Consider the following 25,334-nt stretch of genomic DNA (forward strand, 5'->3'; position numbering starts at 1 on the left):
TTTTGGTATTCTGTCACGATCCCGCAATATACTGTCTTGCTTATGCCATGGTCACGGTTTCAAAACACCTGTCGTTTGATGCCGTAACAGGCAAGGCAAGGGGTAGAAGATGGCGGATGCGTGCGTGGTGGGTTCGGCAACGGGTTTTGTCGATCTGAGTTTTATCCAGACCGCATTTCTAGGCGTCGTGCAGGGGGTGACGGAACTGGTGCCGGTGTCTTCCTCGGCCCATATGCGGGTGGTGCCAGCGCTGCTGGGCTGGCCCGATCCGGGTGCCGCCTTTTCCGCTGCCATGCAGATGGCCGCACTGGTTGGTGTGATCAGCTATTTCTGGCGCGACATTTACGGACTGGCCAGTGGTTCGATCAGCGCCGTGAAACGCCGCGACTTTGAGAATTTCGATTTCCAGCTGGTCTTGTGGATTCTGATCGCCACGCTGCCGATCATCGTCGCCGGGCTGGCGCTGTCGCATACGCTGAACAGCTGCGGTTCGCCGCTGCGCAGCCTCTGGGCCGTGGGGCTGGCCTGTCTCGTCATGGGTGGGCTGCTGGCCGCTACCGAGCTTCTGGCCAAACACCGCCGCGACCTGCCCAGCATTCGTCCGCTGGATATTCTTCTGGTCGGCATCGCCCAGGTTGGCGCGCTGATCCCCGGCGTGTCGCGTTCCGGCGCGACGATGACGGCGGCGCTGGCCCTTGGCTTCAAGCGTGAGGAAGCAGCGCGCTTTTCCTTCCTGCTTGGCTTGCCAGCCATTGTTTTGGCCGGTCTCAAGGAGGTCTGGGAATTGCACAAGCTGGCTCTGGACAGCCATGGCTGGGCGCTGCTCGGTGTCGGCCTGGTGGCGGGTGGTATCTCCTCGCTCATCGCCATCTGGGGCCTGATGCGCTTCCTGGAACGCTTCTCCACTTGGCCCTTCGTGATCTACCGGATCATTCTGGGCGTGGTCCTGCTGGCGGCTGCCGCCTCGGGCATGGCGTCCTAAACCTGGGTCTCACACCACCTGCATCGCGCCGGGGCCAGGCACGGCACCCGGCGGCACCTTGCCCATGATGATCATGCCCAGCACTTCATCCTTTGTCACATCCTGCGTGCGGGCATGGCCGACCACTTTGCCGTTTTTCATCACGAAGACCCGGTCGGCGAGATCGAAGACGTCGTGAATGTCGTGGCTGATCAGGAAAATGCCGATGCCTTCCTTTTTCAGTTGCAGGATCAGCTCACCTACCTGAGCGGTTTCCTGCGGGCCGAGCGCTGCTGTCGGCTCATCCATGATCAGGATGCGGGCATCGAACAGGATGGCGCGGGCAATGGCTACCGATTGCCGCTGGCCGCCTGACAGCGCTTTCACCGGCTCCTTGAAGCGCTGGAAATTCGGATTGAGCCGCCCCATCACCTCGCGCGCCTTGGCCTCCATGGCCACGTCATCAAGCGTGCCCCAGGGGGTGCGCAGCTCGCGTCCAAGATAAAGATTGGCGGCGGCATCGACATTGTCGGCAACGGCCAGCGTCTGGTAGATAGTCTCGATGCCATGGCGCTTGGCATCACGCGGATTGCTGATATCGGCTGGCTGTCCATTGATCAGGATTTCGCCGGTATCGCGTTTATAGGCACCCGACAGGATCTTGATCAGCGTCGATTTGCCTGCACCATTATGGCCGAGCAGGGCGACGACCTCGCCTGCGTGAAGATCCACCGAGGCATCATCGACGGCATGAATACCGCCGAAGGAGATGGAAATATTCTTCATTTCCACAAGAGGCGTGTTCTGTTGTGTCATAACGTTTCTCCTGCGTTTTATCGGGTGCGGGCGCGGTAAACCGTATCCAGCCAGACCGCGACGACCAGCACCATGCCGATGACGATGCTTTGCAGCGGCGTATCCATGCCCAGCAGCACCATGCCAGAATTCAGCGACTGCATGACGATGGCCCCCAGCACCGCACCGGCAATGGTGCCAGCCCCACCGGCCAGCGATGTGCCGCCAATCACCGCTGCGGCAATGGTGTAAAGCTCATCCAGCGTGCCTTGCGCATTGGTGGCGGCATTGAGACGGGCGGTGGAAATTGCTGCGGCAATGGCGCAGAGCGCGCCCATCAGCGCAAAGATCCGCACCGTCACCCAGCGGGTCTTGATGCCCGCCAGTACGGCAGCTTCCGGATTGCCGCCAATGGCAAATACATAGCGGCCAAACCGGGTGCGGTTGGTGATGAAGTTCATGACCATGGCAATGCCAAGCGCGATCAGCACCGGAATGGCGATGCCCAATGAAATCTCCAGCCCGCCGTCCGGCCAGGCGATGTTGTTTGCCTCGGCATATTTACGGGCCAGATTGACGGGCATGTAATAGCTGTTGAGCACGCTGACGGAGCCGAGCACCGCGCCGCAGCCGATCAGCCCCATGAAATATTCGGCCCAGATGGGCTTCAGCGGAAAGCCGAACCGCTTGCGTTGACGGCGGGAATGCAGGATCGACAACACGATGAACACGCAGGCGATGATCCCCACCACCCAGCTGGCAGTGGCCCCGATTGAGCCGTCCGCGCCGCCGCCCATCAGGCGAAAGCGGGTATCCATCGGCGCGACGGTCGCACCGCTGGTCACCATCCAGGCGCAGCCGCGCCAGACCAGCAGGCCGCCCAGCGTGACGATGAAGGACGGCACGTTGAGAAAAGCGATGATCGCGCCCTGAAACGCGCCGATTGCCGCGCCGATGACAATGCCGAGCGAGAGCGCCAAAACCCACATCAGCGGATGATCGTAGCCCAGCAGAACCGGCAGAAACTTGGTCTGCGTCACCGCCATCATCATGCCGACAAAGCCCAGGATCGATCCGACGGACAGATCGATATTACGGGTAACGATAACCAGCACCATGCCCGTGGCCATGACAGAGACCGACGCGGCCTGGACCGACAGGTTCCACAGGTTGCGCGGCGTCAGAAACAGTCCATCCGACAGAATATGAAAGCCGAACCAGATGAGCAGCAGCGCGACCACCATGCCCATCAGCCGGGTGTCGATTTCGGTGGCGTTCAAAAACCGCCGCCAGGGACTGACCGTTGACGGACGCGCACTGCTGGATGCTGCGCCAAGTGTGTGATCCACCATGGATCGGGTACTCCTCTATGATCTTAAAGATCTGCCGCTAAGTGCCGCTTTCGTGCCAGCGTTGGTGGCGCGTATGGGATGCGTTTGAGGGGCGGTGTGCGGGGTTGCCCCCCTCTGTCCTGCCGGACATCTCCCCCTCAAGGGGGGGAGATCGACTCGCGGGTTATCCCTAGCAGTTCATTTCAGTGTTTCGGGTTCAGCGACGGGTGATGGAAAAGGAGCATTTAACTCTATCCAATCTCCCCCCATGAGGGGGAGATGCCCGGCAGGGCAGAGGGGGGTAAGCCACACACCGCAGCGCATGTTTCCAATGCGCGACCCCCCAACAGCCCTTACTTGCAGACCGCCACGGCCCCGGCTTTCACGCCCTGGCACAACTCGCTCTTGGTGATCCACTTGGCATCGAGAACGACGTTGAGATTGTCCTTGGTGATGGCTTGCGGCATCAGGAATTGCGATTCCATTTCCACACCCTTGGTGCCGCCCTTGAACTTGGCGGTGCCGGGGATTTCGCTCATCTTCTTGCCGCCAGCCAATGCCACGGCCACATCACCGGCCTTCTTGCCCAGCATGCGGCTGTCTTTCCACACCGAGACCGTCTGGGTGCCAAGCGCCACGCGGTTCAGCGCTGCCTTGTCGCCATCCTGACCGGAAACCGGCACGGAACCGGCAAGCCCCTGTGCTTCCAGCGCGGCGACAACGCCGCCCGCCATGCCGTCATTGGACGAGACGACCGCATCGACCTTGTTGTTGTTGGCGGTCAAAAACTGCTCCATGTTCTTCTGGGCAATTTCCGGCTTCCAGCCATCGGTATAGGCTTCGCCGACATTCTTGATCTTGCCGCTGGCCATGGCGTCTTTCAGCACTTCCATCTGGCCGGAAAATACAAAATCGGCGTTCGGGTCGGTGGAGCCGCCCTTGATGAACACGTAATTGCCTGTTGGCTTGACCTTCATCACTTCCTTAGCCTGCAAGCGACCGACTTCCTTGTTGTCGAAGGTGATGTAATAGGTGTTCGGGTTCTCAATCAGGCGATCGTAGCCGATTACGGGAATGCCTTCCGCCGCAGCCTTTTCGATGGCCGGGCCGATGGCGCTCGAATCCTGCGCCAGTACGATCAGCGCATTGGCGCCTTGAGAAATCAGGCTTTCGATATCGGTCAGCTGCTTGGCGGCGGATGTCTGGGCGTCGGCGGAAATATACTTAGCACCATGCGCTTTCAGCGCTTCCTTGATGGCGGCCTCATCGGTCTTCCAGCGCTCTTCCTGGAAGTTGGACCAGGACACGCCAACCACCAGATCCTTGGCATGAACGGGACCATAGGCAGACGTCATGACGGCAGCCACTGCCATCAGTTTCAAAACGGATTTCATTGTAAACCTCCCCAGGTGAAGGCAGCGCGGGCAGACCTCCTCGTCCGCCGCCACGCTGCCAGAAAACTGCCTCTGTTCCCCAATCACCAGGCTGTTTGAAGCCAGCTGATTGTTTTTCTCGACAGTCGAGAAAATAACTGGCAGAAGAAATTCACCCTGTCAATATGCCTGTGGGGACCATAAACGGGTGCATGGCGCGGGACCTGCAACACCTGTGAGTTTGCCCAGGGCGAAAGGAAGAGCGCTTTTCCCAAAATGACAAATGGGTCATAGAGAAATCAGCACTTGCTGGTTCAGGATGACCCAGAAGAACAGGGGCGTTGCAGTGAAACAGATGCTTTGGGAGGGGCATGTGGTTCAGGCAGAGATAACAGAAGATAGGAACAGGTCGGCGCATCGATGCTGATGAAATCCAGCACCGAACAGATCCGCCGCCAGAATTCAGCCCTGGCTCTCGCCGCTTTGCGGGTGGAGCAGGCCATGTCCCATACCCAGATCGCCGCCGTGACCGGTCTTGCCTCGGCAACGGTGACCGCCATTACCAGTGAGCTGGAACAGGCCGGTGTGATCGAGCGGCATGAACAGCAGATCGCTGGCGCACGGGGCAGGCCACGGGTACTGCTATCGCGCCGCCGGGATTTCGCCTATGTGATGTCGGTCAGGATTTCCTCCGACCGGCTGAATTACACGCTGTCGGATTATCGCGGCACGTTGATGGACCGTTTCGAGGAGCCACGCCCGCTCGATGTGTCGGCGGCGGGCTTTATCGACGGACTTGGCCGCAACCTTGCCCGTCTGGCCGTCCGCTCGAAATTGCCGCCGGAAAAGGTCGCCGTTCTCTCCGTCAGTTCCAAGGGTATCGTCGATGCAGGCGGCGCAAGACTGCTCTGGACACCGGTGTTCGGTCAGCAACCGCTCGACCTCAAGGCGGGCCTTGGTGATTTTGATGGGGCGATGGCTCTGCTCAGCAACGAGACATTGCTGGTGGCCCACGGTCTCAGCCGCCGCATGGATGCCCAGGATGGCACGTTTCGCGGCCTGATCGCGCTGTCGCTCGGCCACAGCATCGGCCTTGGCATTGCAAGGCCGGTGCCGGATGGCACGGTGGCGGTCAGCGCCCCGAATTTCGGCCATATGCTCAATACCGCGGACAGCAAATTGTGCCGCTGCGGGGCGCGGGGCTGTATCGAGGCTTCCGCCGGATTCTATGGCATCCTGCGCATGGCGTTTGAAGTGCGGCCCGATACCATTCCAGCCAAATTTGTGCCAATCACCGAAATGGACAAGATCGCGCTCTCGGCCCGCCAGGGCAATCGCATGGCCCAATACGCCTTCCGCCAGGCGGGGCTGGCGCTTGGCCAGGGCCTGTCACGGGTGTTCAGCCTCCACGAAACGCTCCCCGTCATCATCACCGGCCCCGGCACCCGCTACTATGACCTGCTGGCGCAGGGCATGGAGGAGGGGCTTGTCCAATCCCTGCAAGTGCGCCTCGATGGCGCGCCGCCGATTACTCTCGTTGGTGACGAGGCCGATCTGGTGCAGGAGGGGCATGTGGATCATGCACTGAGGGCGATTGATGAGCGGTTGTTTGGGGGTGGAGGATGATGCAGCCGTTTTGCGGTTCAGTCATGCGAACCATCATGGATCAATCGACTTTGAGGGCGTTCATTCGCTTTGCTCTGACCATTGCAGCGAGTTTCTTGCGAATCTCAAGAAAGAAGCTCTCTGGAACCATGCCATAGTCGCAACGGGTTTGATCGTGCGGTAAGGGGGCCAGCCGATCCGAGGGCCATACGAACTGGTTGATTTCAGATACGCGGACGTAATTAGCCTCCTGATCCAATCCGATAGCCTTGCAGATGTCCTCTGGGATAAGAATGGATTGGTCTTCTTCTCCGACTTCTGGATAGGAATGGGTGATTGGAACCACCGTGACCGTGCCTGACTCCTGTGACGTCAGCACGATCGCGCAGGGCCTATCCTTTCTGAAGCGGTCTTTATGCCAAGTGTAGCCAAAACGGATCACAAGACCCGGAACAGGGTCCGGCAGATTCACTTGGAAATTACGCCATATTCAGCGCTCTCGATGTCGCTCAAGAGATCATCATCGATTTCGCTCGCATGCAGAACTCGGACTTCCTGACTTTTCAATCTGTTGAAGTGCTCCAACTCCTTCGGGCTGATATAGGCACCGACCACGCGGTCGTGCGAGGTGACCTCGATCACGCCGGCTTCGTAGACGTCCTCGCGGATCTTGCCGAATTGCCGCGAAAATGCACTGGCTGGAACTTGATGGGCCATCGTTGAACTCCTGAAGTAATTGCGTAAAATACGTAATTTTCGCAAATTTGTCAACGGATGCGGCTTGGCTCCGCGCACCTCACCAAATGCTTGACCGTCTCTCTATTGAGCAGGCGCCGAATAGTTAGACTCACGCTTCGCAGTAACGCTTCGCCGTTACACGCAGGCGCTCACTATATTCGTAAATCTCATCCAGCGAATTGATGATGACCCGTTCTTCCTGCTCTCCGTCAAAAAGGCCTATATACTTGACAGACCGATTGAACCAAAGGCGTGCCAAAGGTTTTCGATTGTTGTTGTCGATCAAGATGCCGCAATAGGTCTTTTGATCGCGCATAACCACTCTTGAGGGGCCGATAACCTCCCGGGCAATCGCCTTCACGATCATGTAGCCCTCCCGTTCTTCGTCTGTGGTGATGACGTCCTGGGCCTCTTCAACGGGTTGATCGATGGTCTCGATAACCTGCTCGGTTTCCGCAAGGGCGCTCGACAACCTGTTCTTGACCGTATCCATAATGACTTCGCGGAAGGCGGACCGGACGACCCCAGTTAGCATCTCCCGGACCTGGGACGTTATCCGGCCTTCGTAGATACCACTCGATACGATCCGAACGAAGTCCTCGCTTGGATCTTCAATGAGCTTTGCGATGACCTGCTTGATGCCCGACGTATATTTCAGCCTCTCTGCCGTTGCGAGAATGGCTGTTACATCGAAAGAGGCTTTCTCGAATTTTTTCAGTTCCGCGATAATGCTGGAATTGAAATCGGCGATATCGAAGACAAGGAACGGTCGAGTGTCCAATTTGTTCGGGGCGTCGAGGTCTGTATAAAAATTAAACGTCCGCCCATTGGTCAAAATTGCGAACTTGGCGTTCGTAACGCTGAAGTAGCGATATAATTGATCGAGATGTTTCTTCTCCAGCAATGTCGAGATCGGTTTGCACTCGATCAGTATGCGGATTTCATTGTCGATATTGATCGCGTAATCGACCTTCTCGCCTTTTTTCCCAACGGCGTCGGCGGTGAATTCGGGGACAACTTCGCCGGGGTCGAAGACATCATAGCCAAGGGCTCGTAAAAACGGCAGAACGACGGCTGTCTTCACGGCTTCTTCGGTTGCCATACTGCTGGAATGCGATTTCACTCTTTCGGAAATCGCTCTCAAACTTTCTTCGATTGTGCTCATGATGCCCCCGCAAACTATGGTCGCATAGTTCGCGCATAGCGCGTTCGTCGTCAATAGCTCAAGTCAGTCATGTGTCTACATAAACATCTCACACCAACGCCCCATCGACAATCACCTGCAAGCGCCCCTGGCTGCATGCTTCGATGCGGGCATCGACGCGGTAGACGTCGCGCAAGAGGGTGGGGGTGATGACGTCTTCGGTGGGGCCGGAGGCGATCAGCTTGCCGCCGCCTATGACAAGGGTGCGGCTGCAATAGCGCAGGGCGTGGTTTAGGTCGTGCAGCGCGATCAGCACGGCAATGCCTTCGCGGGTGGCGATCTTGCGCATGAATTCCAGAACTTCGATCTGCCGGAACAGGTCGAGCGCCGAGGTCGGCTCGTCCATCAGCAGCACTTCGGGTTTGCGCACCAGCGCCTGGGCAATTGCCACCAATTGCCGCTGGCCGCCCGACAGCGCGCCGAGGTCGCGGAAGGCGAGATCGGAGATGCGCAGAGCGGCCAGAATCCGGTCGATATCGTTGAGTTCGCCATCGGCCACCCGCCAGCCGCCGCCTTGCTTGGCGGCCAGCAGCACGCTTTCGTAGACGGTCAGCACCGCATTGGCGCCGGTATCCTGTGGCATGTAACAGATCGGGCGGTGGCCCTCGCGCACGTCTTCTACGGCAACCACGCCGGGGCCGGAAATCAGCCCGGCAATGCGCTTGAACAGGGTGGATTTTCCCGCTGCATTCGGGCCGATCAGCGCGGTCATTTCGCCGCCGGTCAGCCAATCCGTGCTGATATCCTGGAAGACCTGGGCGCGGCCATAGCGGGCGCCGACATCCTGAAGTTTCAGGCTTACCATGCGCGCCTCCTGTTGGTGAAAATCAGCGAGAAGAAGAAGGGAACGCCGACCAGTGCGGTGATCACCCCGATGGGGAGAATGGCACCGGGGATCAGCATTTTCGACACGACTGAGGTGACGGACAGCAGCAAGGCCCCGCAGATGACCGAGCCGGGCAGGAAGAACCGCTGGTCTTCACCAACCAACATGCGGGCGATATGCGGCCCGACCAGACCGACAAAGCCGATGGTGCCGACAAAGGACACTGGAATGGCGGCCAGTAGGCTGACCAGCATCATGGTTTCCAGCCTGAGCGCCCTGACATTGACACCAAGGCTCGCAGCCTTGTCATCGCCCAACCGCAGCGCTGTCAGCGCCCAGGCGCGGCGCGCAAACAGCGGAACCGAGATAACCAGCACGGCCAGCGTTACGCCAACCTTCATCCACGTCGCCTTGGTCAGGCTGCCCATGGTCCAGAACACCACGGCGGCCAGCGCCTGTTCCGAGGCCAGATATTCGAGCAGCGACAACAGCGCGTTGAAGGTGAAAACCAGCGCAATGCCCAGCAGCACGATGGTTTCCACCGTCACGCCGCGCATGGTCGATACGCCGTAGATGAACAGCGAGGCGAGCATCGCCATCAGGAAGGCATTGATCGGCACCATAAATTCGATGGCGGCGGGAAACACCGCGACGCCACCCACCAGCGCCAGCGCCGCGCCGAAACCGGCGGCGGCTGAAATACCGAGGGTAAACGGGCTTGCCAGCGGATTGGCGAGAATGGTCTGCATCTGCGCACCCGCCAGCGACAGACAGGCACCGACAGTGACCGCCATCAGCGCAATCGGCATGCGGATATCCCAGATCACCACCCGGATCTGGTTGGAGACGCTATCAGGGGTGAAAATGGCCGAAAGCACCTGGGATAGCGTGTAGCGGGCCGGGCCAAGCGCCATATCAACGGCAACGCTTGTGGCCAGAGCCGCCAGCAGGCACAGGAGAATGGTGACGCGCCGGGCGGTCAGCGCGCGGTATTGGCTGCGCCCCTTTCCTTCATCCTGCACCTCAGCGGCGCTCTCAATGGCAACAGTCATCAGTTTGATCCTTTTTCGTCATCCGACGGGTTCATTGAGACGAAATAGCCCGGCTTATAGGCGACCGGCAGGAATTTCTGGTGAAACTCCCGGAATGTCCTGTCGGGGTCGAGATCGGCAAACAGCTCCGGGTGGAACCATTTGGCAAATTGCTGGATAGGAACAAATTCATAAGGCACGCCGTAGAACTGATGCCATGCGGCATGAACCTGGCGATTGCGCACGGCGGCAAGCCCGTCGAAGCCGGTGCGCTCGATCAAGGTTTGCAGCTTGGCGCGGGCCTTCTCGGGATCGGCGCCCCGCCCGACATGCACGAAACGGTTGGTCTTGGATTCGGCCAGCCAGTTGGAGCCGGTGACGATGATCTGTGCCGGATCGGAGGCGATCAGCTGTTCGATGCCGATTTCGCCAAAGGTGGTGGAGATGATGTCGGAGGCAATATTATGCCCACCGGCGATATCGATCATCTGGCCGAAATTGGCCGGGCCGAACGTGCGGCAGCAGCCGCCTTCCGCATCATTGCCCGGCGCGCGTTCCATGAATACGTTGGGCCGTTTCAGGTCTTTCACTGCGGCCAGCCGGTCGGTGACAACTGCGATCTGCTGACGGCGATAGGCGATCAGCTCCTTGGCCTTGTCCTCTGCGCCAAAAATCTGGCCGAGAATTTCAATGGATTTCTCGGTATTCTTATCGGGGTCGAGACGGAAATCGACATAGACGACCTGAATGCCCGCCGCTGCCGCCTTTTCTTCCAGCCCGCTTTCCCGCGCTGCCTGCAACACTTCCAGATTAAGCGTCATCACATCGGGATGCAGGGCAATAGCCGCTTCGAGGCTGAAACCGCCTTGCGGCAGATAGCCGAATTGCGGCAGCTTGGCGATCTCCGGGAAGCGCTCGACATAGGCGGCGTAGCTGTCGGGGTCCTTTTTCACCATGTCATCGCGCCAGCCGACAATGGTATCGAAGGTCTTGTTCCCGGCCAGCGCTGCGATGGTGTGGATCTGCCGGGCTTCGCCGACCAGAACCCGCTTGGCGGGCAGCTCCAGCGTCACCGTGCGGCCAGCGACATCAGTGATCTCGGCGGCTAGCGCAGGTGCGGTCATAAACGGCAAAAGGGCGACGAGCGCCCGCATGATCATCCTGAAAGTCATCAACAAGCCTCTTGATATAAATTCCGGCGGCACGTTCCAGCCGCCGGAAGCCTTTGAAAGTATTACAGCCCCGTATTCAGTGAGACGAAGTAGCCCGAGCGATAAGGAACTGGCAGGAAACGCTCATGTAATTCCTTGAAAGTCGCTTCCGGGTCCAGATCTCCAAACAGCTCTGGATGCAGCCATTTGGCGATCTGCTGCACAGCGACGAACTGATAGGGATTGTTGTAGAACTGGTGCCAGATGGCGTGGACATTGCCATCCTTCACCGCCTTGATATCGGTAAAGGCGGGGCGCTGCATCAGGGCGGCCAGCTTCTTGGTCGCCAATGCCTTGTCGGCACCGGGACCGACGCCAACCCATTTGCCGCCTGGAACATACAGTTCCCAATTGGCGCCTGTCACGATCACCTGATCTGGGTTGGAGGCGATGATCTGCTCCGGATTGACGGTGCCGAACGTGCCGGGAATGATGGTTCCGGCCATGTTGACGCCACCGGCCAGCTCGACCATCTTGCCGAAATTCTCATTGCCGAACGACATGCAGCAATCGTCGCTATAGCCGCCGGCCCGTTCCATGAACACGACAGGCTTTTTCAGATTCTTGGCCTTGGCCAGCGTCTCGGTGACGCGCTTGATCTGCGTATCGTGGAACTCAACGAATTCTTCGGCGCGCTTTTCCTTGCCGTAGAGCTTGCCGATCAGCCGCATCGACGGATCGGTGTTTTCCATCGCCTTTTCGCGGAAGTCGACATAAACGAGCGGAATGCCAACCTTCGCAAGCTTTTCGATATAGCCGCTTTCTTCCGTTGCCGATTTGGCATCAATATTCATGATGATCACGTCGGGCTTCAGCGTCACGGCCTGTTCGATATCGAACGTGCCGTCCTTCATGCCGCCAAAGGTCGGGATTTTTGCCATCTCAGGGAATTTTTCCAGATAGGCGTTGTATCCGTCCAGATCGGCCTTCTGAAAATCGTCGCGCCAGCCAACGATGCGCTTGAACGGTGTTTCTGTGTCGAGGGCGGCGGTGAAATAGATCTGGCGGCCTTCGCCGAGGATCACCCGCTCCACCGGCACGCTGACCTCGACCTCACGACCGGTGATATCCTTGATCTTCACCAGATCTCCGGCGTTTGCGACGCTTGAAAAAAGCGTCAGCGAAAGTGCTGCGGCGCAAGCCACCCCATGAACGTTGAACACGTTTGCCTCCAAATATAATATGCTGTTGCGCAAGTCTCATGCACAAGTCCGATTGCGGGATGGCGTCCCCACCGGTCCCCGCTTTCTCGACCTGCGCAGTGTTTCGTCGTGGATTTATGTTTTTATGACTTTAACAGTCAAGAAATATCTTTTAGAAGAATTCCAGAGATTTTGAGGGGTTTTGCGGGTATGACGCAGACGGCAATGCAACAGAATTACAACCTGAAAGACGAGATCAAGGCCTATTGGTCGGCCCGTGCCGAAACCTTCGACAGCCAGCCGGGCCATGAGATCTTCTCAGACGAGGAGCGCGTTGCCTGGCATGCGCTGATTGTGAAGCATCTGGGTGAGGGTGAAGGGCGCAAGGTGCTGGACCTCGCCTCGGGCACCGGCGTCGTCTCGCATCTGCTGGATGATCTCGGGTTTTCAGTGACCGGCATGGACTGGGCTGAACCGATGCTGGAACGCGCCCGCGCCAAGGCCAAATCGCGTGGCCGCGATATCCGCTTCCTGATCGGCGATGCCGAAAACACCATGGAGGCGGATGCAAGTTACGACGCTATCACCAATCGCCATCTGGTGTGGACGCTGGTCGATCCGCTCGCAGCCTTCAGGGAATGGCACCGCGTGCTGAAACCCGGCGGCAAATTGCTGATCGTCGATGGTGATTTCGTCAATCCCAGCCCGCTTGCCAAACTCACTGGCCTGCTGGCCAAGCTGGCGTCACGCCTTGGCATTGGCAAATCGCTTGCCCATCATGGCCCGGCATCGTCGCTGGTGGAAACCCACAGGAGCATTCTCTCACGGGTGTATTTTTCCCAAGGCGCCAGGGCTGACGCCGTGGTGGCCCTGCTGAAACAGGCAGGTTTTTCCTCCGTAACGGTTGATACGGACCTGCGCGCCATCAACCGGGCACAACGCGCCAATTTCGGATTTTTGAAGGGTCTGGAACGGGCAACTCAGCACAGGTATGCGATCTGCGCGGTGCGGTGATCAGTTGGATCTATGCACCCTTGTCATTATCTTTGTTGTGTTGAATAACATTTAGTTGAGATCGTGTTGTCGTCTGCATCATTCCGTCGTTTGCAGCGGCATGAGGGTATCATCACGTCCAATAGTGCAACCCTTAGCGTTCAGGTTGGAGAAATGGACACTGTTAATTACACACACCATCTTTCCACCTTTGTTGATGTCGTGCGGGCGGGTTCATTTTCGGCGGTGGCAAGACGTCAAGGCATGAAGCCTTCTTCTATTGCCCGCAAGATTGACATGCTTGAGGACTATTTTGGAGCCGCACTCTTCGTGCGGTCCACACGGGCGCTGATGCTGACGGATGTTGGCGAAGTGCTCGTGGCGCGCGCAGAGGTTATCCTGAACGAGCTGAACGCCATGCGCGTTGAGATCAAATCCATCAAGGACAATCTCGATGGGCCGCTTCGTATCAGTTGCCTGCCCACATTTGGCAAGCTGCATATTTTGCCTTGGTTGCCAAAACTGCGTGAGAATTTTCCCCGCATGACGGTTGAGCTGGATTTGACCGAGCGCATTGCCAATCCGTCCATTGAACGGCTTGATGCCGTTTTGCGTATCGGTCCTTTGAACGACAGCGGGCTCTATGCGAAAACCATTGGCGTTCAGCGTTGGCTTGTTTGCGCAAGCCCCGCCTATCTTGATCGATATGGAAAACCAGCGAGTTGGAACGAGCTTGCTGGACATGCGATTGTTGACAAGTTGCATGATCCTGCTGGAATTTGTTGGCGTGGAGCGCTTGATCCGCAAGGGTATTCGGCCATGTCCAATGGCTTTCGTTGCAATGATTTTGACGGGTTGCGGCAGGCAGCGCTTGGTGGTCTCGGTCTGGCCTATTTACCGGATTGGGTAGCGTTGCCGGATATCACGGCTGGAAGGCTGGTGAAACTTTTCGACGATAGCAAACGGGGTGACGAGCCTATCCATCTGTTGCGGGCGTCTTCCAAACCTTCGGCCAGACTCCAAATTTTTCATGATGCGCTCCTTGACCACTTGCGCAGTTTTTCTGAAGCTGGGCGTTGCACAAAGTGATATGCTTTTAAAACAGCAGGATCATTTCTGATCCTGTCCATGCGCTGGGCTGAGTGCACTCTTAGGCCGGCTGGCGAAGTTCAGTCCGATCACGCTGAACGATGCGATCAGGCCTAATCCGGCAATCCCGAACCAGCCATACTGTGCACCGACACTGGCACCCAAATTGGTTCCCACAGCGCCTCCAAGGAAATAAATCGACATGAAAACGGTGTTGAGGCGGCTACGCGCGCGCGGGTCCAATGAAAGTGCGCGGATTTGGTTTCCGACAAGACCCGCTCTGCCGCCGAGATCAAGAATAATCATTCCGATAATCAGGAACAACAGTTGATGTGTGGTGAAGGCTATCAAAATGAACGCCAGCACATTGAGGCTTGCACCGGATAAAACAACGCGGCGTGCACCAATTTTATCCGCCAATTTGCCGATGAAAGGGGCTGAAAGTGTTCCTATGATACCAGCAAAGCCGAACGCACCGATCTGCGCGCTGTTTAAATGGTATGGGGCTTGGCCCGCCAGAAGGGCAAGGCTCCCCCAAAGCGCACTGAAGGAGCCAAACATCAAAGCGCCGCTGAGGGCGGGGAGGTGTAACTCCGGCTGCTTGGCCAAATGCCACAGGGATTTCATGAATGTAGCATATGGCTCTTTGACGTCAGGGACATTTTTCGGAATGATCGTCATAGCGAAAGGTACGAGTGCCAGGTTGATCGCTGTTGCGACGACATACATTGCGCGCCAGCCTTCATACTCGCCAATGATGCCCGACAGTGCACGCGCAATCAGCACACCTGCAAGCAAGCCGCTGGTGACAATACCCATCGCATGGCCACGCCGGTTTTCACGTGCATAGAGAGAAACGGCGGGAATAATGATCTGCCCACCAACAGAGGTCATACCGATCACGATGTTCGACACGCCTAAAGCAAAAAGGCTGGTTGCAAATGCTGCGCAAAGTGACCCTATTGCGTTTAACGTGATAAGGCCAACAAGCAGGTTGCGCCGCGAGAGCCGATCACCGAGAGGCACAAAAAACACCAGGCCGCTAGCATAAGAGAGTTGGACGATGGTGGCGATGACACTGACTGAGCCTCCATCTCCGCCAAACTCTCGGGCAATAAGCCCTAACATAGGTTGACTGTAGTAGATATTTGCGACGCAGAAGGCACAGATTGTGGCGAGAAAAAAGAGATTCCTGTTTGAATCAAGCATGGCGAGAAGCCTTAAAATAACCAACGGGTTGGTCCGATTGGAAGTTCCATTATGCCGCACATGATTCCATCATGGTTGGTGCGGGTAAAAATTCCTGCCTCTGCAAGTAGTTCAAATAGGTATCTAGTAACTCGAACTTGAGTCTGGGGGGCCAGACATCATTTTCGATCGTTGCAGCGCAGACATTGTCGTAGCGGTATCTGTGTATCTCTCGTCCAAAACGTAGGATTTTTTCGTGAGCATTGTCGCTGCCGTAAAGTGGTAGCAGACGATAAAGTGGATTCCTTTCGCCATCAGACAAAAGTAACTTCTGCCATTCATAGAAAGGAATCATCGATATTTCATATCCTCGTGCATTTAGCCACTGAACGATATTTTTCCACTCGATCAAACCTGTAAAATTGAATAGATTTAAGACGTGTCCACCCTCAATAGTGTACTTTGGGGCATTCATAATTTTTACTGTGTAGTCAACGGGCGTGAAATTGATTGTTCTATCCAGGTCTGGCGCATAGCCAAGCTGAATGCAGCTTTTTATGAAAAGCATAAACTGGTTGTTTTCAAACAAAGAAACGCCAGACGTACTGTGTCCGGATATATAGCCGAGGCGAAACAGGTTTGTTTTACCCCCTTCGGCTATGAATTTCGCTTGTAATTTTTCTCCTTCCCATTTCGAAAGCAGATATCCCATATCGGATTCTAGAGGTGTGTTGTCTGGGAAGTCCTCTAGATAATTGCCGTTGTCATCGCGCGTCACAGCGGAGCCTAATGTTGACACGAAATTCACGATTTTTGGCTTTCCATGGGAAGCCATAAGAATAGCATCTGACATGCTATCTACGTTGGGTTTCCTGAGCAATTCATAGGGCTGGATGTGATTCACGCGCGCGGCGACATGATGGATGACATCTGCTTCCTGGCATATCATTTCGTAAGTGGTGTCAGATAGTCCAAACCGGGGCATCGTTATGTCGCCCTCTACAACTTGAATCTGGTCAGTATAGAAACAATCGATATTCGTCTCTATGGAGAATTTCTTGAATGAAGACAGAATTCTGTCTCGGTCGTTTTGTGGATCAAACCTGCGGCACAATGTATAAATTTTCCCGATATGAGAACTTTTGAGCATTTCGGTAAGAAGGTATGCGCCTATGAAACCAGTTGCACCTGTAAGAAAAACGTTTTTATTTTCGCTCATATCAAATACCCTTTATATTGAGAGATCTGAACTCCAAGGTTGAGGGCATGTCACATCATTGTGCGGAGCAACAAAAGAGCCGTGCAATGCAAAACAGCTTCCAATTTTTCACGCAAGTAGATTGACGGATTGCGTATCAATGGTTGTAAAAATGAAAAAATCTACTATAGGAATACATCGGAAGGCCTACTTCATGTGGTGAAACGGTGCTGCTGTGTACTGGTTGTGTCGGAGGAACATGCCATAATGACCGCTTGACTTTTCCTCTATAAGGAGGGATCATTGCGGACATGATCAACACGCGCACAACCATTTCCTGCACGTATTTTTGGGCCTACCGGTAGCCGGCGGCCTGACAGATCACTATGTCAACAGGCCGCCGTCAGGCGGCCTTGTTGTTTGAACGAGCTTCCCTGACGGCGGTATTTCAAGAGGGAAGCAGCCATGACTGAAGATAGCGACATTACCCTGCCAAGACCAACGATGGTCAGCATTCGCAATGCTCAACCCGGCGACCTGCCGGAGTTGAATGAGATGATTGCGGCGTTGGCCGCCCATCACGGCGATGCCTCGGACATGACTCCGCAAACACTGAAGCGCGACCTGTTCGGCCCGATGCCGTGGATCACAGCGCTGGTGGCCGATGGTGGTGAACAGTTGATCGGCTACGCCATTCTGATGCCGCTTTACAGGGCTCATGAAGGCAAGCGGGGCATGGAACTGCTGCATCTCTACGTGCGCGATGGCCAGCGGGGAAATGGCATCGGCCAACACCTGATAGCCCGCGCCCGTGACGTGGCGCGCCAGTCCGGCTGCGATTACCTCTCGGTGTCCGCCGCCACCGGCAATTTCGCCGCCCATCGCTTCTACGAGCAGATGGACTTCTCCGCCCGGCCTGTAACCGGCATGCGCTACATTCAGGCGCTGGCCTGACAGCCGTTACCCGACATTCATAGGCCGAAAACGGCATGCCTGGAGCAAGCCCGGCCTTCTATATTAGACCTTCTTGAAGAAGGTGAAAGTGACGATATCGCATGACTTCGGCAATGCTCAAGAAAACAGACCAGATAAGGGTTCAGACACTCGCCATGGAAAACCGGCGGATCGAAAGCGCCATCCGCAGCCTGCTGGATCGGCATTCCGACCCGGCCTTGCATCGCTGGGTGCGCGAAACCGTGGGGGCATTTGAGGCGCGGCTGGCCGGTATCGTCGATCCGCACGAGCGCGACCAGGCCCGCCATGCGGCCCTGGTGCTGATCAGGACGACATTGCAGGAATGGTCGAGAAACCCGGTTTCGCAGCACTGACCTCGGGTTCCCAACTTTGAAACTGCAGGCGTCTGCGGGTCAAAAAACCATTTTACTTCGCTGGAATGGCTTTCAGATAGGCGGCAATCGCTGCGCGGTCTTCGGCTGGCAGTTCGGCCAGGTTTTTCTGCACCTCGACCATCGAGCCGCCCACACTGTCGAAATCGGGGGTGAATCCGGTTTCCAGATAGCTGGCGATTTCGTCTTTTGACCATTTACCCATGCTGTCGGAGCCGGGGGTGATATCGGGGATGCGGCCTTCGCCTTCGGGGTTCGGTCCACCGGCCAGCCATTCATCCGCCTTCAGCCCGCCGATCACGTTGCGAGGTGTGTGGCATTCGCCGCAATGGCCGGGGCCTTCGACCAGATATTGGCCGCGCTGGATCTGCGCATCCGCAGAGGCCAAAGTGACGCGGGGTTTATCGTTTAGAAACAGCAGTTTCCAGCCGGTCAGCGCAAGGCGCTGGTTGAAGGGAAAGCCCAGCTCATGCGGCGGCGCGACATTGCCGCTGACGGGCAGGGTTTTCAGATAGCCATAGAGATCGGCGACATCCTGCGGCTTCATCCGCGCATAGGATGTGTAGGGAAAGGCCGGATAAAGGTTTTCGCCGGAAGGACCGATCCCACGGGTGACGGCATCGCCAAATTCCGCCAGCGTCCATTCGCCGATCCCGGCCTTCGGGTCCGGCGAAATATTGGGAACATGAAACGTGCCGAACTGGGTTTTCAGCGCCACGCCACCGGTGAGCAGCAGGCGCGCATCGCCGGTCGCCCCAGGGGCGGCATGGCAGCTGGAACAGCCGCCAGCAAAAAACATCCGTTTGCCATTGGTAAGGTCGGGTGTCGTCGTCGCGGCCCAGACGGCAGCGGGCTGGCGGTGCGGTGCGACGGCAAAAACATAGGTGCCGACCAGTGCTACACCCAAGACGAGTGCCGCCGCGATGCCGAATTTTGCCGTTCCAGCCATGCTCATCCCCAATTTCTTTATATATCAAACCCGCCCGGTTGCCCGGACAGGTCTCTTCATGGGATGAAATTATTTCTTCAGCCTGAACGTCTGGTGGCAATCGCCACAGGTGCCGCCAATGCTCTTCAGCGCGGCGCCAACGCCAGCCTGATCGGCGGGCAGGGTGGCGAGCTGCGTGGCGGCGGCGGTTTCAAGCGCCTTGGCCTTGGTCTTGAAGGTGGCCGGGTCTTCCCAGATCTTCGGGCTGGCCTCGGTGTTGAAGCCGGTCTCGGACCCCTTGGGGAACTGTTCCGGGAAGGCCTTGGCGACTTCTTCCATCGTGGTCAAAGACGCTTTAACAACAGCAGCGTCATAGGGCTTTTCGCCCTTGGCGATCGCGGCCAGCTGGCCCATGGCGCCGCCGACTTTCTTCATCATTCCGGCGCGCACCACCTGCGGCTCATCAGCGGCGCTGACCGCGCTGCTGAGGCCGGCGCCAAGACAGAGGCCTATGGCGGCCATTGTTGCAAGCTTCCTCATGCCAAGCCCTGATATCATCGTCATTCTCCTGTTGATGGCCGAACCTGCGGCGGTTTTCACACGTGATATTCTCTTCAATTTCGGTCACCGCATTTTGATGGTAAATCAAAATGCAAATAAAGTCACAAGAGAGTGATGTTTGCGATGGTTAAATATCTGATATAACAATCATATCAGTGACATTTTCAAGCGCCGTGCCGCCCGAGCGGCAAGAGCCTGTCGTCCTCGCGGCCAAAGCCTTGAAGCCCAAACCTATCTGTCTCAAGGGTCAGAATTGCAAAGGCGGTCTCGTCCTCGCCATCCACCATGCCTTTCAGAGTGATGAAATGGGTGTCGCCGATCAGGCCATAGCCGCCACGGTGGTCATGCCCGTTGATATAGGCGATGGCAGCAGGCGCGGCGGCGATCACGTCTGCCACCTGTTGCGCATTCCAAAGGGCGTGGTCGGTGAAGGGATGGAGCGGATAATGGCCGAAGACGATGGCCTTTTCCCCTGCGGCATGCGCTAGCGTCAGGCGGCTTTCCAGCCAGTCGATCTGCGGCTGGCTGATGGCGGCGTTCCAGTCCTGGGCATTGGCCGCACCCTGTGCCTTCAGCGCGAGGAGCTGGCGCACCGCCACTTCCCTGGCAGGATCGTCGCGCGCCACCGAGAAGGTGGAGATTTCACAGCCATCGGTGAAAATCAGCCTGATGCCGTTGATCACCCGGTCGAAGTAAGGGGTGGGCATGCCCAGCGCGTCGCGCACCATCGGCTTTTGAGCGTCTGAGACCGCGAAATCGTGATTGCCGGGCAGGGCGATCAGCGGATGGCGCAGACCTTCCAGCACTTTCAGAGCAGGGGCAAAATTACGGAAATCCCGATCGATCAGGTCGCCTAGCAATACCACGGCATCCAGCGCCTGTTCGTTGAACATGTCGATGGCCGCCTGCATCTTGGCGAGGCTCAGGGCATAATAGCGGTTGGCGGTCAGGTTGGGCGGCAGATCGGCATATTGCGGATCGGCGATCAGCCCGAGACGAAGTTTGGGCATGGGAGTACGCATCGCGGTCGGTTTCATTTATCGTCGAATTATGCCCCGGCCATAACAGCAGCATGACGGCGGCGGGCTTGCGCTGTGGATGACGGGAGAATACATCGGCGCACTTTCATTGGAGTGCTCTTATGTCATCGATCACACTCTCCCGCATCTGCCGTGCCGACGGGGCGGATCTGGTGGCGGCCAATCTGGCCAGCCGCGATTACCATGCGCCCTGGGCGGCGCCCTTCACCGATCTCGACGGTTTCGAGGCCTATCTCAGCCAGACGATCAGCGGTGCCAATATCGGCCTGATTGCCCGAGAGTCAGGCAGTCACGCTGTGGTCGGGGTCTTTACCTTGAGTCAGATCGTGCTGGGCAATTTCAGAAGCTGCTATCTCGGCTATTACGGCATGGCTGCCTTTGCCGGGCGCGGATTGATGACGCAGGCGCTGAACGCGGTTATTGCCCATGCCTTCACGGAGGTGGGCCTGAACCGGATCGAGGCCAATATCCAGCCGGAAAATCTGCGCTCGATTGCGCTGGTCGCCCGCTGCGGATTTGAAAAAGAAGGTTTTTCCAGGCGCTATCTGAAAATCGGCGGGGAATGGCGCGATCATGAGCGCTGGGCCAAGGTGTCAGGATAAAGCGTGGCATCATAAACAAAGGCGCAGCGGGGATGCCGCTGCGCCTTTCATTTGACCTTATGTCAAGCGGATCAAGCGGCCTTCAGGGTCGCGATCGAATCCTTGGCGCCCTTGACGGCGGCAGCCTTGGCTTCTTCGCCCATGTTGACGCCTTCGGCGACAACGAATTCCAGATCGGTGATGCCGAGGAAGGTGAAAACGCCCTTCAGATAGGTTTCAGCATGTTCAAGCGGAGCCGCAGGGCCCTGGCTGTAGATGCCGCCGCGCGAGATGGCAACGATGACGCGCTTGCCGCCGCACAGGCCTTCCGGACCGGCAGCGCCGTATTTGAAGGTCTTGCCGGCAACGCTGATGCGGTCAATCCAGGCCTTCAACTGGCTCGGAATGCCGAAATTGTAGAAGCCAACGCCAATGACCACCACGTCTGACGTGAGGAACTGTTCCAGCACTTCGCCGCCCAGCGCCAGATCGGCCTTGGTGGCTTCGTCATTGCTGGCATCGTAATTGCCCATGGCTGCCGCAAGCGTCAGGCCGGAGAGATGCGGAAGCGGGTTGGCCGCCAGATCGCGGTAGGTGACGTCGAGGCCAGCGGTCTTTTCGCTGAGGGTCTTTACAATCGATGCGGACAGATCGCGGCTGACGGAATAGGGGCCAAGCACGCTGGAATCGAGATGCAGAAGTTTCATGGTCATCGACCTTTCCTTGTGGTATAAAATCAATACCGACACACTTATGGTAACTGCCAATCGGGCGCAAGGAGGCACAGACTTGGAACTCGGGCACATCAATGTAACCACATCCGAACCGACAGCCGCGCCGGAGGTATCCATGGCGGCCGTCAACCAGCGCAGCAGCTGCGAGGCAGTCAATAGCGTGCTGACGCGCATCGGCGACAAGTGGAGCGTGTTGATCGTGATGATGCTGGCCAATGGCCCACAGCGTTTCAATGAGTTGAAGCGGCGGATCGGCAGCATTTCCCAACGCATGTTGACATTGACCCTGCGCGGACTGGAGCGCGATGGGTTGGTAAAGCGCACCGTATTTCCCACCATTCCGCCCCGGGTGGATTACGAACTGACCGATCTCGGCCAGTCGCTGCGCCAGCCGATCGAGGCGCTTGGCCACTGGGCCTTCGATAATTACGCGTGTATTGCCAAGGCCCGCGACAGTTTCGACAAGGCGGCAAAGAAGCAAGGCGTCAGGAAGCCCTGATCTGCTTTGCCATGTTGACGCCGGTGACACGAAAGCCACCATATTCATAGATATGCCGGGCGCGGTCGTTGTCGGCAGCGACCCGCAGCTTGATTTCGCGGTATCCTTGCTCCGACAACCGGGTTTCCAGGGCGGCAAGGGCTTGTTTGCCTTGGCCCGTGCCGCGATGGGCCGGAAAGACATAGAAATCGAGGATGAACACGGATTTCGCCGTTTCGTCGAGGCGATACCAGAGATAGCCGATCGTCTGCTGCTGCTTGTCAACAATGTTAAGCAACGCATGATCCGGAGTTTTCGGGCCGTGCGGCAGGCTTTGAGCGATCTCGTGTTCTGCGCGTTTTAACGCCTCGCCCTCAGTGACATTATAATTGAGGGCGATTTCGGCAGCGTAATCCGCAATGAAATAATTCAGGTAGTGACTGTAGTCCTCGTCGGACATCCCTGTGAATTTAATCATTTTTCCCCGCACGGCTTGAGGGTCTGCTCAATGAAAAAGGCCCGGAGCATCAAGCCGCCGGGCCTTATTATCGTCGGTAGGCTGGTATCGCCGATTACTTGGTGGCGGCTTCGTAAAGCTCGGCCACGTAATCCCAGTTGATTAGGCTATCCACGAAGGCTTCCAGGTATTTCGGGCGGGCGTTGCGGTAGTCGATATAGTAGGAATGTTCCCAGACATCGACGCCGAGGATTGGCGATGCGCCATGGATCAGCGGGTTTTCGCCATTCGGGGTCTTGGAAATTTCCAGCTTGCCGTCCTTGACGGAGAGCCAAGCCCAGCCGGAGCCGAACTGCGTTGTGCCAGCGGCGATGAAATCGGCCTTGAACTTGTCGTAGCCGCCGAGATCGGAGGCAATCGCTGCTTCCAGCTTGCCAGGCAGCTTGGTGCCGCCGCCGTCTTTCTTCATCCAGTTCCAGAAATGCACGTGGTTGTAGTGCTGGCCGGCATTGTTGAACAGGCCGGCATTCTTGCCATAGGACTGCTTGACGACTTCCTCAAGCGAAAGCCCTTCAAGACCCGAATCCTTCAGCAGATTATTGCCGTTGGTGACATAGGCCTGATGATGCTTGTCGTGGTGGAATTCCAGCGTTTCGGCCGACATGAATGGGCCGAGTGCATCGTAAGCGTAGGGAAGTGCGGGAAGTTCGAAAGCCATGATAAAATCTCCTCTTGGCATCGAGTATGGAAATCGTGAGCGAGCGGACCATAGGATTGCGGGCCACAAGAGGCAACCTGCGAAATGGTAAATTCGCGCTCCCTAGGGAAGTTTCCTTCCTCGGTTAATCCCTTGGATGGTATAATGTTCCAGTCCTGTCTGGACCTTCCCGGCAAGCCGCGATTCCTGCCCACTCTTCCCGCGTTACAAGCGGAACGACGACAGTTTCAAACGGTTACCGCAACACAATAAAGCAAACAGGCGAAGCCTGTCATCAGTCATAAATATCCGGTTCCGGCAAGTCGTTGACGGGCAAGCCCAGCGCTTTGCGGGCAATCTTGCATTCGGGATCGCCGGGCATGCAATCACGACAGACCTGCGGGCGCACGTCGTAGACCCCGCAGCCGACATGTTTGCCCAGTTCCCCGGTCAGCGCCGCGCAGCGGCCTTTGCCAGCCGCATCGACCTCGAACTTCATGCCGCTCAGATCCGCCGCCACGAATTTCTCAGGGATTTTCGCCAGTTGCTCATCGCTTTCCAGCGAAAAGCGTGGCCAATCCGCCTGATAGGCGCAACAGGCGCCGCAGGTCTGGCAATCGAAAATTTCGGGCGGTGAGGTTTCCAGCATGGTTCGTCTTACTGCATAATTCCTGAAATCGGAATCGATTTCAGGAATTATGCAGCAGATATAAAGAGCTATAGCGAACCTTTGTGCGCATATATCGGGCACGGCATTGTAGCGCAAAAGCATCCAGAGCGGAATTGTTTGGCGACAAAAAACAGACGGAAACCGTGTGTGTATTCGTTGGATTCGTGCACGCTAAAACAACCAAAGGTTAGTAAATGGCGGTTACCATGCGAACCTGCTCTTGAGGATCGTTAATGGAAGAAAATGCCACCGCGCCGCAGGTCGACATCGGAGACTATGAGGCGATGACGCTTGCCATGGAGAATATGGGGGTGGCCGTCGCCCTGATGCGGTTGGATGGCAGCCTGTTGTTTGCTAACAAGCCGTTTCGGACATTGCACGATTATGCCGCGCATCTGGCCCCGGCGGGTGGCTTCAGCGATCTTGTCCAGTCAGGGGCGCTCGCCCATTGGAATACCGACCCGGCTCGGTATTTTCAAACCCTGGTCAAGCGTCTTGTCGATAATGGTGGTCTGTGCCGGGATCAGCTCGAAATTGGCGATCAGATCATTGCGGTGGAAGACCGGCTGATCGAAGAGCGGATGATCCTTTCGGTGCAGCAGGATATTACCGAGCAGATCGTCGCGGCGCGTCGGCTGGCCTATCTTGCCAGCCACGATATTCTCACCGGCCTTGCCAACCGCGCCAGCGTTGAGGCCCAGCTCGACCGGCTGACGGCTATCAAGGGCGAGCGAAGGGGCCGGTTTGCGGTGCTGATTGGCGATCTCGATCTGTTCAAGGTCATCAACGATACCTATGGCCACGCCGCTGGCGATGCCGTGTTGCAGGAAATGGCCTGCCGCTTCCGCGCCGTCCTCGGCCGCAACGATTTCGCCGCCCGGCTCGGCGGCGACGAATTTCTGTTTCTTTGCAATGATGACGATGCGCCGGATACCAATGCCGAAAGGCTTGCACAGCAGCTGATCGCCTGCGCCGACCAGCCGGTCTTGTTCGAAGGCAAGTCCTTGCCCGTCGGCATCAGTCTTGGTTATAGACTGTTTCCGGATGATGGAACGCAGACGGCGCAATTGACACGCGCCGCCGATATCGCCCTTTACCGCGCCAAAAGCCAGGGCCGGGGTCGCCTGGTTCGCTTCGACCAGGGGGAGAACGTATGA

The 25,334-nt window shown here is 57.1% G+C and carries 29 protein-coding genes; 10 read left to right on the forward strand and 19 right to left on the reverse strand.

Going from position 1 to position 25,334, the window contains the following annotated elements; all coding sequences use genetic code 11:
• Positions 1–109 precede the first annotated feature (109 nt).
• The gene (locus ASB66_RS09675; protein WP_060718992.1) at positions 110–982 is read left to right on the forward strand and encodes an undecaprenyl-diphosphate phosphatase; all 873 of its coding nucleotides are present in this window, start codon (positions 110–112) and stop codon (positions 980–982) included.
• Positions 983–991: 9 nt separating this feature from the next.
• Here ASB66_RS09675 and ASB66_RS09680 read toward each other — a convergent pair whose 3' ends face one another.
• The 3 genes from ASB66_RS09680 to xylF all read right to left on the reverse strand — a co-directional run bounded on the left by ASB66_RS09680 (position 992) and on the right by xylF (position 4,481).
• A complete protein-coding gene (locus tag ASB66_RS09680; RefSeq protein WP_060718991.1) occupies positions 992–1,777 on the reverse strand; it encodes an ATP-binding cassette domain-containing protein in 786 nt (261 codons plus the stop codon).
• A 17-nt stretch (positions 1,778–1,794) separates the two neighbouring features.
• Positions 1,795–3,108, reverse strand: coding sequence for a sugar ABC transporter permease (locus tag ASB66_RS09685; RefSeq protein WP_060718990.1), 1,314 nt, complete (start codon positions 3,106–3,108; stop codon positions 1,795–1,797).
• A gap of 332 nt (positions 3,109–3,440) precedes the next feature.
• On the reverse strand, positions 3,441–4,481 hold the full coding sequence (gene xylF, locus ASB66_RS09690; RefSeq protein WP_060718989.1) for a D-xylose ABC transporter substrate-binding protein: 1,041 nt from the start codon (positions 4,479–4,481) through the stop codon (positions 3,441–3,443).
• Between the two features lie 399 nt (positions 4,482–4,880).
• On the opposite strand from xylF, the gene ASB66_RS09695 reads away from it, so the two are divergent.
• Complete coding sequence (locus ASB66_RS09695) at positions 4,881–6,086, forward strand: ROK family transcriptional regulator (protein WP_060718988.1); 1,206 nt, start codon at positions 4,881–4,883, stop codon at positions 6,084–6,086.
• Between the two features lie 40 nt (positions 6,087–6,126).
• Here ASB66_RS09695 and ASB66_RS09700 read toward each other — a convergent pair whose 3' ends face one another.
• The 7 genes from ASB66_RS09700 to ASB66_RS09730 form a co-directional block, all read right to left on the reverse strand.
• Complete coding sequence (locus ASB66_RS09700) at positions 6,127–6,537, reverse strand: hypothetical protein (protein WP_234612567.1); 411 nt, start codon at positions 6,535–6,537, stop codon at positions 6,127–6,129.
• On the reverse strand, positions 6,534–6,782 hold the full coding sequence (locus ASB66_RS09705) for a hypothetical protein (RefSeq protein ID WP_060718987.1): 249 nt from the start codon (positions 6,780–6,782) through the stop codon (positions 6,534–6,536). Before ASB66_RS09705 ends, ASB66_RS09700 begins: the two co-directional genes overlap by 4 nt.
• 130 nt (positions 6,783–6,912) lie before the next feature.
• Positions 6,913–7,968, reverse strand: coding sequence for a type I restriction endonuclease (locus ASB66_RS09710; protein WP_060718986.1), 1,056 nt, complete (start codon positions 7,966–7,968; stop codon positions 6,913–6,915).
• 88 nt (positions 7,969–8,056) lie between these two features.
• Positions 8,057–8,812, reverse strand: a complete 756-nt coding sequence (locus tag ASB66_RS09715) for an ABC transporter ATP-binding protein (protein WP_060718985.1) — start codon at positions 8,810–8,812, stop codon at positions 8,057–8,059.
• A complete protein-coding gene (locus ASB66_RS09720) occupies positions 8,806–9,885 on the reverse strand; it encodes a FecCD family ABC transporter permease (RefSeq protein WP_060718984.1) in 1,080 nt (359 codons plus the stop codon). Before ASB66_RS09720 ends, ASB66_RS09715 begins: the two co-directional genes overlap by 7 nt.
• Positions 9,885–11,036: an ABC transporter substrate-binding protein gene (locus ASB66_RS09725; RefSeq protein ID WP_060718983.1), complete on the reverse strand. Its 1,152-nt coding sequence runs from the start codon at positions 11,034–11,036 to the stop codon at positions 9,885–9,887. Before ASB66_RS09725 ends, ASB66_RS09720 begins: the two co-directional genes overlap by 1 nt.
• 62 nt (positions 11,037–11,098) lie before the next feature.
• On the reverse strand, positions 11,099–12,238 hold the full coding sequence (locus tag ASB66_RS09730; protein WP_060719236.1) for an ABC transporter substrate-binding protein: 1,140 nt from the start codon (positions 12,236–12,238) through the stop codon (positions 11,099–11,101).
• A gap of 189 nt (positions 12,239–12,427) precedes the next feature.
• On the opposite strand from ASB66_RS09730, the gene ASB66_RS09735 reads away from it, so the two are divergent.
• Both ASB66_RS09735 and ASB66_RS09740 read left to right on the forward strand, forming a co-directional pair.
• On the forward strand, positions 12,428–13,231 hold the full coding sequence (locus tag ASB66_RS09735; protein WP_060718982.1) for a class I SAM-dependent methyltransferase: 804 nt from the start codon (positions 12,428–12,430) through the stop codon (positions 13,229–13,231).
• A 153-nt stretch (positions 13,232–13,384) separates the two neighbouring features.
• Complete coding sequence (locus ASB66_RS09740) at positions 13,385–14,299, forward strand: LysR family transcriptional regulator (RefSeq protein WP_060718981.1); 915 nt, start codon at positions 13,385–13,387, stop codon at positions 14,297–14,299.
• Between the two features lie 21 nt (positions 14,300–14,320).
• On the opposite strand, the gene ASB66_RS09745 is transcribed toward ASB66_RS09740, so the two are convergent.
• Together ASB66_RS09745 and ASB66_RS09750 are read right to left on the reverse strand one after the other, a co-directional pair.
• Positions 14,321–15,508: an MFS transporter gene (locus tag ASB66_RS09745; RefSeq protein ID WP_060718980.1), complete on the reverse strand. Its 1,188-nt coding sequence runs from the start codon at positions 15,506–15,508 to the stop codon at positions 14,321–14,323.
• 49 nt (positions 15,509–15,557) lie between these two features.
• On the reverse strand, positions 15,558–16,706 hold the full coding sequence (locus ASB66_RS09750; RefSeq protein ID WP_060718979.1) for a thioester reductase domain-containing protein: 1,149 nt from the start codon (positions 16,704–16,706) through the stop codon (positions 15,558–15,560).
• A 444-nt stretch (positions 16,707–17,150) separates the two neighbouring features.
• Here ASB66_RS09750 and ASB66_RS09755 point away from each other — a divergent pair, with 444 nt between their 5' ends.
• Positions 17,151–17,639: a GNAT family N-acetyltransferase gene (locus ASB66_RS09755; RefSeq protein ID WP_060718978.1), complete on the forward strand. Its 489-nt coding sequence runs from the start codon at positions 17,151–17,153 to the stop codon at positions 17,637–17,639.
• A 113-nt stretch (positions 17,640–17,752) separates the two neighbouring features.
• Entirely contained in the window at positions 17,753–18,013 is a 261-nt protein-coding gene (locus tag ASB66_RS09760) for a hypothetical protein (protein WP_156545230.1), read from the forward strand.
• 52 nt (positions 18,014–18,065) lie between these two features.
• Here the strand turns inward: ASB66_RS09760 and ASB66_RS09765 are convergent, their stop codons facing one another.
• Both ASB66_RS09765 and ASB66_RS09770 read right to left on the reverse strand, forming a co-directional pair.
• Entirely contained in the window at positions 18,066–18,980 is a 915-nt protein-coding gene (locus ASB66_RS09765; protein WP_060719234.1) for a c-type cytochrome, read from the reverse strand.
• 69 nt (positions 18,981–19,049) lie between these two features.
• Entirely contained in the window at positions 19,050–19,499 is a 450-nt protein-coding gene (locus ASB66_RS09770) for a c-type cytochrome (RefSeq protein WP_060718977.1), read from the reverse strand.
• Between ASB66_RS09770 and ASB66_RS26455 the strand changes: the two genes are divergently transcribed.
• Entirely contained in the window at positions 19,471–19,635 is a 165-nt protein-coding gene (locus ASB66_RS26455) for a hypothetical protein (protein WP_171430910.1), read from the forward strand. The two genes, ASB66_RS09770 and ASB66_RS26455, sit on opposite strands and share 29 nt — an antisense overlap.
• Before the next feature lie 49 nt (positions 19,636–19,684).
• Here the strand turns inward: ASB66_RS26455 and ASB66_RS09775 are convergent, their stop codons facing one another.
• Positions 19,685–20,530: a metallophosphoesterase gene (locus ASB66_RS09775; RefSeq protein ID WP_234612556.1), complete on the reverse strand. Its 846-nt coding sequence runs from the start codon at positions 20,528–20,530 to the stop codon at positions 19,685–19,687.
• Between the two features lie 131 nt (positions 20,531–20,661).
• On the opposite strand from ASB66_RS09775, the gene ASB66_RS09780 reads away from it, so the two are divergent.
• A complete protein-coding gene (locus ASB66_RS09780; RefSeq protein WP_060718975.1) occupies positions 20,662–21,162 on the forward strand; it encodes a GNAT family N-acetyltransferase in 501 nt (166 codons plus the stop codon).
• A gap of 71 nt (positions 21,163–21,233) precedes the next feature.
• On the opposite strand, the gene ASB66_RS09785 is transcribed toward ASB66_RS09780, so the two are convergent.
• Positions 21,234–21,848 carry an FMN-dependent NADH-azoreductase gene (locus ASB66_RS09785; RefSeq protein ID WP_060718974.1) on the reverse strand — a complete coding sequence of 205 codons (615 nt, stop codon included), beginning with the start codon at positions 21,846–21,848 and terminating at the stop codon, positions 21,234–21,236.
• 46 nt (positions 21,849–21,894) lie between these two features.
• Between ASB66_RS09785 and ASB66_RS09790 the strand changes: the two genes are divergently transcribed.
• Positions 21,895–22,374: a winged helix-turn-helix transcriptional regulator gene (locus tag ASB66_RS09790; RefSeq protein WP_015915310.1), complete on the forward strand. Its 480-nt coding sequence runs from the start codon at positions 21,895–21,897 to the stop codon at positions 22,372–22,374.
• Here the strand turns inward: ASB66_RS09790 and ASB66_RS09795 are convergent.
• The 3 genes from ASB66_RS09795 to ASB66_RS09805 all read right to left on the reverse strand — a co-directional run bounded on the left by ASB66_RS09795 (position 22,361) and on the right by ASB66_RS09805 (position 24,156).
• Complete coding sequence (locus ASB66_RS09795) at positions 22,361–22,831, reverse strand: GNAT family N-acetyltransferase (protein WP_060718973.1); 471 nt, start codon at positions 22,829–22,831, stop codon at positions 22,361–22,363. The genes ASB66_RS09790 and ASB66_RS09795 overlap by 14 nt on opposite strands.
• Before the next feature lie 94 nt (positions 22,832–22,925).
• Entirely contained in the window at positions 22,926–23,528 is a 603-nt protein-coding gene (locus tag ASB66_RS09800) for a superoxide dismutase (protein WP_060718972.1), read from the reverse strand.
• Positions 23,529–23,802: 274 nt separating this feature from the next.
• A complete protein-coding gene (locus tag ASB66_RS09805; RefSeq protein WP_060718971.1) occupies positions 23,803–24,156 on the reverse strand; it encodes a YkgJ family cysteine cluster protein in 354 nt (117 codons plus the stop codon).
• A gap of 254 nt (positions 24,157–24,410) precedes the next feature.
• Between ASB66_RS09805 and ASB66_RS09810 the strand changes: the two genes are divergently transcribed.
• The gene (locus ASB66_RS09810) at positions 24,411–25,334 is read left to right on the forward strand and encodes a GGDEF domain-containing protein (RefSeq protein WP_060718970.1); all 924 of its coding nucleotides are present in this window, start codon (positions 24,411–24,413) and stop codon (positions 25,332–25,334) included.

The sequence above is a fragment of the Gillisella vitis genome (assembly GCF_001541345.2).
Taxonomy (GTDB): Bacteria; Pseudomonadota; Alphaproteobacteria; order Rhizobiales; family Rhizobiaceae; genus Allorhizobium; species Allorhizobium vitis.